We start from the raw sequence: 11629 nt of genomic DNA on the forward strand, positions 1-11629 counted from the left end.
GATGTCCTCTCTTCAGTTTCGGTTGGCAGCGTTCTGCGGTGCGTCGCCATCGCCATTGAGCTGGCGCACGGCGATGTAGCGCTCGCTGCGACGGGTACGATCCTGGACCTGGCCGACCAACTGGCCGCAGGCGGCATCGATGTCATCGCCGCGCGTGGTGCGCACGGTGACATTGTGCCCGGCCTTGTGGAGCAGGTCCTGGAAGCGGCGAATGGCATTATTGCTCGGCCGCTCGTACCCCGAGAAAGGGAAGGGATTAAACGGAATCAGGTTGATCTTGCAAGGAAAATCCTTGAGGAGTGCGATCATCTGCTCAGCGTGGGCCGGCTGATCGTTCACATCCTTGAGCAGGGTGTATTCGATGGTCAGGAAACGCTTCTCGCCCAGGCGGGAGATGTAGCGGTTGCAGGCCTCGAGCACCACCGCCAGGGGGTACTTCTTGTTGATCGGCACCAGTTGGTTGCGCAACTCGTCGTTCGGCGCGTGCAGCGACAGTGCCAGGGACACGTCGGTGACTTCGGCGAGCTTGTCGATCATCGGCGCGACGCCGGAGGTGGAGAGGGTCACCTTGCGCTTGGAAATGCCGTAGCCGAGGTCGTCCATCATGATGTTCATGGCGGCGACGACGTTGTCGAAGTTCAGCAGCGGCTCGCCCATGCCCATCATCACCACGTTGGTGATGGCGCGGTCGATCTTGGCCGGGACGGTGCCGAAGGACTTGTTGGCGATCCAGACCTGGCCGATGACTTCGGCCGCGGTGAGGTCGCTGTTGAAACCCTGCTTGCCGGTGGAGCAGAAGCTGCAATCCAGCGCGCAGCCCGCCTGGGAGGAGACGCAGAGGGTGCCGCGCCCGCCTTGCGGGATGTACACGGTCTCGACGCAGCTGCCGGACGCCACGCGCACCACCCACTTGCGGGTGCCGTCGCTGGAGATGTCCTGGCTGACGATCTCGGGACCGCGAATCTCGGCAGAGGCCTTGAGCTTGTCGCGCAAGGCCTTGCCGATATTGCTCATGGCGTCGAAATCATCGACGCCAAAGTGGTGAATCCATTTCATCACCTGTCCGGCACGGAAACGCTTCTCCCCGATGGATTCGAAGAAGCTCTCCAGTTGCGGCTGGGTCAGGCCCAGCAGGTTAACTTTACCGGTGGATTCAGTCATGGCTTCACCCTCGTGCCTTCGCTATCAGCGAATACGAGCGCACACCTCGGTGGCGGCGAAGAAGTAGGCGATCTCGCGAGCAGCGGAAGCCTCGGAGTCGGAACCGTGTACGGCGTTTTCGTCGATGGAGACGGCGAAGTCGGCGCGGATGGTGCCGGCATCGGCTTTCTTCGGGTCGGTAGCGCCCATCAGTTCACGGTTCTTGGCAATGGCGCCTTCGCCTTCCAGTACCTGCACGACAACCGGGCCGGAGGTCATGAAGGAAACCAGATCCTTGAAGAAGGGACGCTCTTTGTGCTCGGCGTAGAAACCACCGGCTTCGCGCTCGGAGAGCTGGACCATCTTGGCGGCGACGACGCTCAGGCCGGCTTTTTCGAAACGGGTGACGATCTCGCCAACCACGTTCTTGGCAACGGCATCGGGCTTGATGATGGACAGGGTACGTTCAACGGCCATGTGAAACTCCAGAAATCAGGATTAAAGCGAAAAATTAAACCCGCGAATTATACGCGGGTTCCTGTTAAATGCGTAGGGTCAGCAGACCGGGCTCAGTCGGCTTCTTCGATCCAGGCAGCCTGGATGGCTTCGAGGACCTTCTCGCCGCCGCGCTGGCTGTCGTCATCGAACTCCGGCAGGCTCACGACCCAGTTGTGCAGGTCGACGAAGTTGACGTAGCGCGGGTCAACCTCGGGCTTGCTCTCGGCCAGCTGGATGGCGATCTCCAGAACATCGACCCATTTGAGACTCATGCTCGTTCCTCAGTGCTTTTCAGAAACCTGGTTGAGAGTGTACTTGGGAATCTCCACGACGAGATCGACCTCCCCCACGACCGCCTGGCAGGACAGTCGCGACTCGGCCTCCAGGCCCCAGGCCTTGTCCAGCATGTCGTCCTCGAGCTCGTCGGACGCCTCGAGGGAGTTGAACCCTTCGCGCACCACGACGTGGCAGGTGGTGCAGGCGCAGGACATCTCACAGGCGTGCTCGATCTCCAGGCCATTGCGCATGGCCGCAGCGATGATGGTCTCGCCCGGCTGGGCCTCGACCACCATCCCTTCAGGGCAGTGCTCGGCATTGGGCAGAAATACGATCTGCGGCATCAGTCATTCCTCGATTTCATTCAGTCGGCGGCCCGCCAGGGCGGCCTTGACGCTGGCGTCCATGCGCCGGGCCGCGAAGGCATCGGTCACCTGGGTCAGCCGCTTGGTTTGCTGTTCGATGGCAGCGCCGTCGGTCCCCGCCAACAGACCCTGCAGCTGCTCCAGCTGGTAGTCGATGGCGATCCGCTCCTCGGCGCTGAGCAACGCGTCGCCATCGGCCTGCAGCGCCGCCTGCACGGCCTCGATCAGGCGCTGGGCATCGACCTGCTGCTCGCGCAGGACGCGGGCGGCCTTGTCGTCACCGGCGTACTGGAAGGAGTCCTGCAGCATGCGGGTGATTTCGCCATCGGTCAGGCCGTAGGACGGCTTCACCTGGATGCTCGCCTCGACACCGGAGGAAGTCTCGCTGGCGGTCACGCCCAGCAGGCCATCGGCGTCCACCTGGAAGGTCACGCGGATCTTCGCGGCGCCAGCCACCATCGGCGGGATGCCACGCAATTCGAAACGGGCCAGGGACCGGCAGTCCTTGATCAGCTCGCGCTCCCCCTGGAGCACGTGGATCATCATGGCGGTCTGGCCGTCCTTATAGGTGGTGAACTCCTGGGCACGGGCGACGGGGATGGTGGTGTTGCGCGGAATCACCTTCTCCATCAGGCCACCCATGGTTTCGAGCCCCAGGGACAGCGGGATCACGTCCAGCAGCAGCAGTTCTTCGCCGCGCTTGTTACCCGCCAGGGTGTCCGCCTGGACGGCAGCGCCAATGGCGACGACCTGGTCGGGATCGATGTCGGTCAGGGGCTGACGGGAAAAAAGCTCGCCGACCGCCTCGCGTACCCGTGGCACACGGGTGGAACCACCCACCATGACCACCGCCTCGACCTCGTCGAGCTCGATACCGGCATCGCGCACGGCGCGGCGACAGGCCTTCAGGCTGCGAGCCACCATGGGCTCGATGAGCTCATCGAAGCGGGCTCGGGTCAGTTGGCCCGACCACTGCGCATAGTGCACCTCGACCGCATCGGCGGAGGTTAGCGCTTCCTTGGCGGCGCAAGCGGCCTCCAGCAGGCTGCGCTGGGCGCCCGGATCCAGGTCGGCGGAAAGACCGGCCTGCTCGACGATCCAGCCGGCCAGGGCATGGTCGAAATCATCCCCGCCCAGGGCGCTGTCGCCACCAGTGGCCATGACTTCGAAGACGCCGCGAGTCAGACGCAGGATGGAGATATCGAAGGTACCGCCACCCAGGTCATAGATGGCCACGACGCCTTCGGCCTGCTTGTCCAGCCCGTACGCCACGGCAGCGGCAGTGGGCTCGTTGAGCAGGCGCAGGACGTTCAGGCCGGCGAGGCGCGCAGCATCCTTGGTGGCCTGGCGCTGGGCATCGTCGAAATAGGCGGGAACGGTGATCACTGCACCGACCAGCTCGCCACCCAGGGTGGCTTCGGCTCGCTGGCGCAAGGCACGGAGGATTTCAGCGGAGACCTCCACAGGGCTCTTGGCACCCTGCACGGTCTCGATGAACGGCATGTGCGACTCGCCGGTGGTGAAGCGATAGGGGAGCTGCTCACCCAGCTGCTTCACATCCTCGAGGCCGCGCCCCATGAAGCGCTTGACCGACAGGACGGTATTGAGCGGATCGGCGGATGCAGCGTCCTTGGCCGAGCGGCCGACTTCGACGCGATCGGCGTGATAGCGCACGGCGGACGGCATGATGACCTGACCGTCGGCATCGGCGAGCGGCGCGGAAACGCCACTGCGAACGGCGGCTACCAGGGAATTCGTGGTGCCCAGGTCGATACCCACCGCCAGGCGGCGCTGGTGCGGTTTTGGGCTCTGTCCGGGTTCGGCGATCTGCAGTAGGGCCATGCTTGTCTGTTTTTCAGGCACACCACCGTCCATGCGGCGATGCGCGGGTTAGTCGTCGAGGCGCTCTTCCAGTTGGCGCACTTCGTGAGTCAGCTTGTCGAGGAACTGCATGCGGCGCACCAGGCGCTCGGCTTCCTCGCGACGGGCTTCGTCGCTCCAGCAGGCAGAGAACGCCTGGTCAAGATCGGCCTGGGCCATCTTGAGGCGTCGCTTGAAGGTCGCCACGCCGGGCAGGTCCGCACTGTCCTGCAGCTCCTCGAGCTCTTCCCGCCACTGCATCTGCTGCAACAGGAACTCGGGGTCCTTGACGGTAGCCTCCAGCGGCAGCTCGTGCCCACGGACGGCCAGCAGGTAGCGCGCCCGACGGGGCGCACTCTTCAGCGTCTGGTAGGCCTCGTTCAATTGCGCCGCGTGCTCCACCGCCAGGCGCTGCTCACGCTCGGGGGCATCGACGAAGCGATCCGGGTGAGCATTGCGCGCCAGCTCGCGATAGCGAGACGCCAGTTGGTCGAGATCGAGGTCGAAGCCGGGCTTCAGGTCGAACAATGCGAAATGACAGGGGGTACCCACGGAACGCCTCAGACGTTGAAGCTCTCGCCGCAACCACACTCGCCGCGAACGTTAGGGTTGTTGAACTTGAACCCCTCGTTGAGGCCTTCGCGGACGAAGTCCAGCTCGGTGCCGTCGAGGTAGGCCAGGCTCTTCGGGTCGATGATCACCTTCACGCCGAAGCTTTCGAAGACCATGTCCTCGCCCGCCAACTCATCGACGAACTCCAGGACATAGGCCAGGCCGGAACAACCCGTGGTGCGGACACCCAGGCGGATACCTTCACCCTTGCCGCGCCCCTCGAGGGAGCGGCGCACGTGATCGGCGGCGGAAGCGGTCATGCTGATGGCCATAGCGACTCCTTACTCAGTCGAGCGGTTAGAGCAGACCCTTCTTCTGCTTGTAATCCTGGACAGCCGCCTTGATGGCGTCCTCGGCCAGGACCGAGCAGTGGATCTTCACCGGCGGCAGCGCCAGTTCTTCGGCAATGGTGGTGTTCTTGATCGCAGCGGCTTCGTCCAGGGTCTTGCCCTTCATCCACTCGGTGGCGAGGGAGCTGGAGGCGATGGCCGAACCGCAGCCGTAGGTCTTGAACTTGGCGTCTTCGATGACGCCCTGCTCGTTGACCTTGATCTGCAGCCGCATCACGTCGCCGCACGCCGGAGCGCCGACCATGCCGGTACCGACATCGGGATCTTCAGCGTCGAGCTTGCCGACGTTGCGCGGGTTTTCGTAGTGGTCGATGACCTTTTCGCTGTATGCCATGGTGCTTATTCCTCACTCATCAGGGGTGGCGTCAGTGCGCCTGCCATTCGACCGTCGAGAGGTCGACGCCCTCTTTGTACATGTCCCACAGCGGGGACAATTCACGGAGCTTGTCTACGGCTTCACGGACCTTGCTGGCGGCGTAATCCACTTCTTCTTCGGTGGTGAAGCGGCCAAAGGTGAAACGAATGGAGCTGTGCGCCAACTCGTCGTTGCGACCCAGCGCGCGCAGCACGTAGGACGGTTCGAGAGAGGCGGAGGTGCAGGCCGAACCCGAGGAGACCGCGAGGTCCTTGAGGGCCATGATCAGCGACTCGCCTTCGACGTAGTTGAAGCTGATATTCAGGTTGTGCGGCACGCGGGAGGTGGCGCTACCGTTGAGGTAGAGCTCTTCCATGCCATCCACGGCAGCCCAGAAGCGATCCGCCAGCGCCTTGATTCGCTGATTTTCGGGGGCCATTTCCTGCTTGGCGATGTGGAAGGCTTCACCCATGCCGACGATCTGGTGGGTGGCGAGGGTGCCGGAACGCATACCGCGCTCATGACCACCACCGTGCATCAGGGCCTCCAGGCGCACGCGCGGTTTGCGGCGTACGTAGAGGGCACCGATACCCTTAGGACCGTAGGTCTTGTGGGCGGAGAAGGACATCAGGTCGACTTTCAGCTTGTCCAGGTCGATCTCGACCTTGCCGGTGGACTGGGCCGCATCGACATGGAACAGGATGCCGCGGGCACGGGTCAGCTCGCCGATGGCCGCGATGTCGTTGATGGTGCCGATCTCGTTGTTCACGTGCATCACCGACACCAGGATGGTGTCTTCGCGCAGGGCCGCTTCGACCATGGCGGGAGTGATCAGGCCATCTTCGCCCGGCTCGATGTAGGTGACTTCGAAGCCTTCACGCTCGAGTTGGCGAGTGGTATCCAGGACCGCCTTGTGCTCGATCTTGGAGGTGACGATGTGCTTGCCCTTGGTGTGGTAGAAGTGCGCCACGCCCTTGATGGCCAGGTTGTCGGACTCGGTGGCACCGGAGGTCCAGACGATTTCGCGCGGGTCGGCATTGACCAGTTCGGCCACCTGGCGACGGGCGTTCTCGACCGCTTCCTCGGCCCGCCAACCAAACACGTGGGAACGCGAGGCCGGGTTGCCGAAGTTGCCATCGACCAACAGGCAGTCGCTCATCTTCTGCGCAACCCGCGGGTCCACTGGCGTCGTGGCGGAGTAGTCCAGGTAAATCGGCAATTTCATCGGTTATCTCCTATCAGGCGGGCGCCCTGCTCATTCGATGGCGGACACTTCAATCTTTTCTGAACGCGGCATCCTGCCACCGAGGCGACGCTGGTCATGGCGCTCGTTCTGGCGCTGGGCCACCTCTTGGACTTCGTTGCGGGCGACGATGTCGCTCAGGCTGATGCTGCTGAGGAACTCGTGGATCTGCATGCTCAGGTCATCCCACAGGTGGTGGGTCAGGCAGGCGCCTCCGGAGGAGTCGCAATTGCCCTGCCCCTGGCAGCGCGTGACGTCGACCGACTCGTTGACGGCATCGATGACCTGGGCCACGTAGATACTGCCCACATCGCGGGACAACTGATAACCGCCACCCGGGCCACGAACGCTGCTGACCAGGTTGCCACGGCGCAACTTGGCGAAAAGCTGTTCGAGATAGGAAAGGGAGATGCCCTGACGCTCGGAAATATCAGCCAGAGAAACCGGACCTTGCTGCGAATGCAAAGCCAGGTCGAGCATGGCTGTGACGGCGTAGCGGCCTTTGGTAGTCAAGCGCATGGGGATTCCACGGTTCGCTGATTTGCCAGCGAGTATGCTATTCCCGACTATTCAAGTCAACTATAAGACCTATCAAAATAGTCGGATTTAGCAGATACAGGGGCGCGCATGATATCAGAAACGCACCACCACGCCTATCAGGCCGCTGGCGGGCGCGCCTGGTCCTTCACACCCTCGAAGTCTTCGTCGCGCAGCTCCGGCAAGGCGCTGGCGCAGTAGTCGCTCCCCAACGCAGTCAGCGCCCTGCACATGCCCTCGAGACGCTCGTCCACCGCCTGGACATGGTCGAGCAACTGACCGATCGCCCGCGCCACGGGGTCTGGCATGTCCTGGCCTACGCCATAGGCATCGAACCCGAACTTCTCGGCAATCGCCTGGCGCTTCGCCGTCTTCTCCGGATCCTCCTTGACGATGATCCGCCCAGGAATCCCCACGGCGGTAGCCCCCGCAGGCACCGCCTTGGTCACCACGGCATTGGAACCGATCTTGGCACCGGCCCCGACCGTGAACGGACCGAGCACCTTGGCCCCCGCCCCGACCACCACGCCATCTTCCAGCGTCGGATGGCGCTTGCCGGCATTCCAGCTGGTGCCGCCCAGCGTCACCCCCTGATAGAGCGTCACGTCGTTGCCGATTTCGGCGGTCTCGCCGATGACGATGCCCATGCCGTGGTCGATGAAGAAGCGCCGGCCGATCCGCGCCCCCGGGTGAATCTCGATGCCGGTCATCCAGCGGCCGAAGTTCGATACCAGTCGCGCCAGCCACTTCCAGCCGGCCAGCCACAGGGCATGGGCCAGACGGTGCAGCCAGATGGCATGCAGACCGGGGTAGCAGGTGAGCACCTCGAAGGCATTGCGCGCAGCCGGGTCACGGTGGAATACGCTCTGAATGTCTTCTCGCATGCGTTCGAACATCACTTCTCTCTCCGCTTCTGGATCTCTCCACGCGCCGCTTTCTGGGTTTCCGTCAGAATGCCGCGCAGGATATTCATCTCGAGCTTGCTGATCGCACTGCGCCCATAAAGGCGGCGCAGCCGTGACATCAGGTGGCGCGGCCGTTCAGGATCGAGAAAGCCGATTTCCACCAGGGTCCGTTCGAGGTGGCCGAAGAACAACTCCAGCTCATCCACCGTCACCGGCTGGAGATTTTCCTCGGCGGTCAGCTCGACCTTCTCCATCTTGGTCGGCTTGCCCTGTACGGCGAGCCACGCCATGCGCGCCTCGTAGGTCAGCACTTGGACGGCAGCCGCCAGGTTCAACGAACCGAACGCGGGGTCGGAGGGGATATGGACATGGAACTGGCAGCGCTGCAGCTCTTCGTTGGTCAGGCCGGCGTATTCGCGACCGAATACCAGCGCCACCTCGGAGCCGCCCTCGATCTGCTCGACGCAGCTCACCCCGCACTCCCGGGGGTCGAGCAACGGCCAGGGGATATGACGATCACGCGCACTGGTGCCATAGACCATGCTGCAGCCGATCAACGCCTCTTCCAGGGTCGCGACGACGTGCGCGGATTCGAGGATGTCGTCGGCACCGGAGGCGCGCGCCCAGGCTTCCTGATGCGGGAATTGCTCGGGCGCGACCAGTACCAGGCGCGACAACCCCATGTTCTTCATGGCACGCGCCGCCCCACCGATATTGCCGGGGTGGCTGGTGCCGACCAGGACCACGCGAATGTTTTGCAGCAAGGCGCTGGCTCCAAACCTAGACTTCAGGGCGTGAAATCTTACAGAAGCACTCGGTCAAACGCCATGAAACCGCCGGCCTGCACTTCATGAGCCACGCTTTTCTGATAGTATGTCCGGCTTTCTTTAACGACCCAGGTGACTCCCCCATGCAGCCTATGCTGAATATCGCCCTGCGCGCCGCTCGCAGCGCCGGTGAATTGATCTTCCGCTCCATCGAGCGCCTGGACGTGATTTCGGTGAACGAGAAGGACGCCAAGGACTACGTCACCGAGGTCGACCGCGCCGCCGAAGAAACCATCGTCCAGGCCCTGCGCAAGGCCTACCCGACCCACAGCATCCTCGGCGAAGAAGGCGGCTCCATCGCCGGCACCGGCGAAGGCGCCGACTACCAGTGGATCATCGACCCGCTGGACGGCACCACCAACTTCATCCGCGGCGTACCGCACTTCGCGGTGAGCATCGCCTGCAAATACAAGGGTCGCCTGGAACACGCCGTGGTACTCGATCCGGTCCGCCAGGAAGAGTTCACCGCCAGCCGCGGCCGTGGCGCCGCTCTCAACGGCCGCCGACTGCGCGTCAGCCCGCGCAAGAGCCTGGAAGGCGCCCTCCTGGGCACCGGCTTCCCCTTCCGCGACAGCCAGCTGGATAACCTCGACAACTACCTGAACATGTTCCGCAGCCTGGTCGGCCAGACCGCCGGCATCCGCCGCGCCGGCTCCGCCAGCCTGGACCTGGCCTATGTCGCCGCTGGCCGCTTCGATGCCTTCTGGGAATTCGGCCTGTCCGAGTGGGACATGGCCGCTGGCGCCCTGCTGGTACAGGAAGCGGGCGGCCTGGTGAGCGACTTCACCGGTGCCCACGACTTCCTCGAGAAAGGCCACATTGTCGCGGGCAACACCAAGTGCTTCAAGGCCGTGCTAACTGCCATCCAGCCGCACCTGCCGCCGTCGCTGAAGCGCTGATACGCTCGCGTTACGAAGAACCCGGCCTGGCGCCGGGTTTTTCATGCCCAAGAAAAAGGCGCCCGGAGGCGCCTTCTTCATTTCATCCGGCAATCACTGCTGGATGCCGGCCTGCCGCTGGGTCAGTACCAGACGACCTTCCTTGGTAACCGGAATCTGCGCACCCGGGTCATGATCCATGCGCACCTGGTTCACCTTGCCATCCAACTGGTATTGCACGTCGTAGGCGACGACCTTCTCGTTGGTCTCCTGGACGGTGTTGCAACGGGTTTCGGTGGTGGTGTAGGTGTCGCTGTTCTGCATGTGCTCCTGCACCTTGTTGCCGGCATAACCACCGCCCACGGCGCCTGCGACCGTAGCGATCTTCTTGCCGTTGCCACCACCGATCTGGTTGCCCAGCAGACCACCCGCCACCGCACCCAGCACGGTACCGGCGATCTGGTGCTGGTCCTGGACAGGCTTCTGCCGGGTCACGGCGACGTCCTTGCAGACCTCACGCGGGGTCTTGAAGGTTTCCTTGACCGGCTGCACCGCGAGCACCTCGGCATATTCGGGGCCATTACCCACAAGGCTGTAGGTAGCGACAGCGCCACCGGCGGTTACACCGACCGCACCCAAAACGGCGCCGACGAGCATCGACTTGTTCACATGGACCTCCTGGTTCATCAACCGGCGCATCTGCGCCCTACTCCCTGCCTTGGAGTACAGCTTTTTTCCCGAGTTCCCGTAGGACCTATCCCACGCCATCGACTGGGACAACCATCACACCGCGCCCCTGCGAGATGAACACCGCCCCAAACAAAAAGGGCCTGCAGATGCAGGCCCTTCTGGCAGCACACTCAAACTCAGGGACGCTCGTCCACCTCGGTGGCCACGGCCGGAGGAATCAGATCCTCCGAACTCAGGCCCAGCCAGATCAGCACCGGGGCGCTGATGTAGATCGAGGAATAGGTACCCACGACCACACCCACCAGCAGCGCGACCGCGAAGCCGTGCAGGCTGTCGCCACCGAACACCAGCAGCGCGACCAGAGCCAGCGCGGTGGAAGTGGAGGTGGCGATGGTACGCAACAGGGTCTGGGTGCACGAGACGTCGATGTTCTCGATCAGGTCGGCCTTGCGCAGTACGCGGAAGTTCTCGCGGATACGGTCGAAGATGATGATGGTGTCGTTCAGCGAATAACCGATCATCGCCAGCACAGCCGCCAGCACGGTCAGGTCGAACGGCAACTGGAAGAACGCGAGGATGCCGAGGGTGACGATCACGTCGTGCACCAGGGAAGCGACCGCACCGACGCCGAACTTCCACTGGAAGCGGAATGCCAGATACAGCAGGACACCGCCCAGCGCGAGCAGCATGGCGAGGCCACCCTGGTCACGCAGCTCTTCGCCCACCTGCGGACCGACGAACTCGACGCGCTTGACCACGAACTTGCTCTCGGCGTCGATCTTGCGCAGGGACGCGGCAACCTGGTTACCCAACTGGGGGTCTTCACCCGCCAGGCGTACCAGCACATCGGTGCTGGCACCGAAGCTCTGCACAACGGCATCGCGGTAGCCGGCCTGGCCCAGCTCTTCCTTGATCAGCTCGAGGTTGGCGGGCTTCTCGTACGCCAGCTCGATCAGGGTGCCGCCGGTGAAGTCCAGGCCGAAGTTAAGGCCCTTCATGAACAGCGCACCGATACCGATCAGGCTGATGACGACGGTGACGGCGAACGCGAAATTGCGGATCGCCATGAAGCGGATTGTTGACTTGATCATGG

15 protein-coding genes are annotated in these 11629 nt (G+C 63.3%); 1 reads left to right on the forward strand and 14 read right to left on the reverse strand.

Annotated features, from left to right (window positions below):
* Nucleotides 1–12 precede the first annotated feature (12 nt).
* From rlmN to trmJ, 12 genes are all read right to left on the reverse strand, one after another.
* Complete coding sequence (rlmN, locus tag ACYJSS_RS16115) at nt 13–1161, reverse strand: dual-specificity RNA methyltransferase RlmN (RefSeq protein ID WP_111263273.1); 1149 nt, start codon at nt 1159–1161, stop codon at nt 13–15.
* Between the two features lie 24 nt (nt 1162–1185).
* Nucleotides 1186–1617: a nucleoside-diphosphate kinase gene (gene ndk / locus ACYJSS_RS16120; protein WP_111263272.1), complete on the reverse strand. Its 432-nt coding sequence runs from the start codon at nt 1615–1617 to the stop codon at nt 1186–1188.
* Between the two features lie 92 nt (nt 1618–1709).
* Complete coding sequence (iscX, locus tag ACYJSS_RS16125) at nt 1710–1910, reverse strand: Fe-S cluster assembly protein IscX (protein ID WP_111263271.1); 201 nt, start codon at nt 1908–1910, stop codon at nt 1710–1712.
* Between the two features lie 9 nt (nt 1911–1919).
* Nucleotides 1920–2258: an ISC system 2Fe-2S type ferredoxin gene (gene fdx, locus ACYJSS_RS16130; RefSeq protein WP_111263270.1), complete on the reverse strand. Its 339-nt coding sequence runs from the start codon at nt 2256–2258 to the stop codon at nt 1920–1922.
* A 3-nt stretch (nt 2259–2261) separates the two neighbouring features.
* Nucleotides 2262–4121, reverse strand: a complete 1860-nt coding sequence (hscA, locus tag ACYJSS_RS16135) for a Fe-S protein assembly chaperone HscA (protein ID WP_236205447.1) — start codon at nt 4119–4121, stop codon at nt 2262–2264.
* A 48-nt stretch (nt 4122–4169) separates the two neighbouring features.
* Nucleotides 4170–4691, reverse strand: coding sequence for a co-chaperone HscB (gene hscB / locus ACYJSS_RS16140; RefSeq protein WP_236205446.1), 522 nt, complete (start codon nt 4689–4691; stop codon nt 4170–4172).
* Nucleotides 4692–4699: 8 nt separating this feature from the next.
* Nucleotides 4700–5023 carry an iron-sulfur cluster assembly protein IscA gene (gene iscA, locus ACYJSS_RS16145; protein ID WP_111263267.1) on the reverse strand — a complete coding sequence of 108 codons (324 nt, stop codon included), beginning with the start codon at nt 5021–5023 and terminating at the stop codon, nt 4700–4702.
* Nucleotides 5024–5048: 25 nt separating this feature from the next.
* On the reverse strand, nt 5049–5435 hold the full coding sequence (iscU, locus tag ACYJSS_RS16150) for a Fe-S cluster assembly scaffold IscU (protein ID WP_021220845.1): 387 nt from the start codon (nt 5433–5435) through the stop codon (nt 5049–5051).
* Between the two features lie 31 nt (nt 5436–5466).
* On the reverse strand, nt 5467–6681 hold the full coding sequence (locus tag ACYJSS_RS16155; protein WP_236205445.1) for an IscS subfamily cysteine desulfurase: 1215 nt from the start codon (nt 6679–6681) through the stop codon (nt 5467–5469).
* Between the two features lie 30 nt (nt 6682–6711).
* Complete coding sequence (iscR, locus tag ACYJSS_RS16160) at nt 6712–7218, reverse strand: Fe-S cluster assembly transcriptional regulator IscR (protein ID WP_111263265.1); 507 nt, start codon at nt 7216–7218, stop codon at nt 6712–6714.
* 137 nt (nt 7219–7355) lie between these two features.
* Entirely contained in the window at nt 7356–8132 is a 777-nt protein-coding gene (gene cysE / locus ACYJSS_RS16165; RefSeq protein WP_111263264.1) for a serine O-acetyltransferase, read from the reverse strand.
* Nucleotides 8132–8905, reverse strand: a complete 774-nt coding sequence (gene trmJ, locus ACYJSS_RS16170) for a tRNA (cytosine(32)/uridine(32)-2'-O)-methyltransferase TrmJ (protein WP_111263263.1) — start codon at nt 8903–8905, stop codon at nt 8132–8134. The genes cysE and trmJ overlap by 1 nt, the downstream gene beginning before the upstream one ends.
* Before the next feature lie 146 nt (nt 8906–9051).
* On the opposite strand from trmJ, the gene suhB reads away from it, so the two are divergent.
* Nucleotides 9052–9867 (forward strand): type III secretion system regulator SuhB, encoded by an 816-nt coding sequence (suhB, locus tag ACYJSS_RS16175; RefSeq protein ID WP_111263262.1) that lies wholly within the window; start codon nt 9052–9054, stop codon nt 9865–9867.
* Nucleotides 9868–9960: 93 nt separating this feature from the next.
* Here the strand turns inward: suhB and ACYJSS_RS16180 are convergent, their stop codons facing one another.
* Both ACYJSS_RS16180 and secF read right to left on the reverse strand, forming a co-directional pair.
* Nucleotides 9961–10515 carry a glycine zipper 2TM domain-containing protein gene (locus ACYJSS_RS16180; RefSeq protein ID WP_111263297.1) on the reverse strand — a complete coding sequence of 185 codons (555 nt, stop codon included), beginning with the start codon at nt 10513–10515 and terminating at the stop codon, nt 9961–9963.
* 197 nt (nt 10516–10712) lie between these two features.
* A complete protein-coding gene (gene secF, locus ACYJSS_RS16185; RefSeq protein ID WP_111263261.1) occupies nt 10713–11627 on the reverse strand; it encodes a protein translocase subunit SecF in 915 nt (304 codons plus the stop codon).
* Between the last annotated feature and the right edge of the window lie 2 nt (nt 11628–11629).

The organism is Pseudomonas sp. No.21, from assembly GCF_054558415.1.

What these genes read in the sequence shown, in the direction of transcription:
- iscU (WP_021220845.1), bottom strand. Translation starts at nt 5,435, where the DNA reads ATGGCATACAGCGAAAAGGTCATCGACCACTACGAAAACCCGCGCAAC.
- ACYJSS_RS16155 (WP_236205445.1), bottom strand. Translation starts at nt 6,681, where the DNA reads ATGAAATTGCCGATTTACCTGGACTACTCCGCCACGACGCCAGTGGAC.
- fdx (WP_111263270.1), bottom strand. Translation starts at nt 2,258, where the DNA reads ATGCCGCAGATCGTATTTCTGCCCAATGCCGAGCACTGCCCTGAAGGG.
- iscR (WP_111263265.1), bottom strand. Translation starts at nt 7,218, where the DNA reads ATGCGCTTGACTACCAAAGGCCGCTACGCCGTCACAGCCATGCTCGAC.
- secF (WP_111263261.1), bottom strand. Translation starts at nt 11,627, where the DNA reads ATGATCAAGTCAACAATCCGCTTCATGGCGATCCGCAATTTCGCGTTC.
- iscX (WP_111263271.1), bottom strand. Translation starts at nt 1,910, where the DNA reads ATGAGTCTCAAATGGGTCGATGTTCTGGAGATCGCCATCCAGCTGGCC.
- cysE (WP_111263264.1), bottom strand. Translation starts at nt 8,132, where the DNA reads ATGTTCGAACGCATGCGAGAAGACATTCAGAGCGTATTCCACCGTGAC.
- hscA (WP_236205447.1), bottom strand. Translation starts at nt 4,121, where the DNA reads ATGGCCCTACTGCAGATCGCCGAACCCGGACAGAGCCCAAAACCGCAC.
- iscA (WP_111263267.1), bottom strand. Translation starts at nt 5,023, where the DNA reads ATGGCCATCAGCATGACCGCTTCCGCCGCCGATCACGTGCGCCGCTCC.
- rlmN (WP_111263273.1), bottom strand. Translation starts at nt 1,161, where the DNA reads ATGACTGAATCCACCGGTAAAGTTAACCTGCTGGGCCTGACCCAGCCG.
- suhB (WP_111263262.1), top strand. Translation starts at nt 9,052, where the DNA reads ATGCAGCCTATGCTGAATATCGCCCTGCGCGCCGCTCGCAGCGCCGGT.
- ndk (WP_111263272.1), bottom strand. Translation starts at nt 1,617, where the DNA reads ATGGCCGTTGAACGTACCCTGTCCATCATCAAGCCCGATGCCGTTGCC.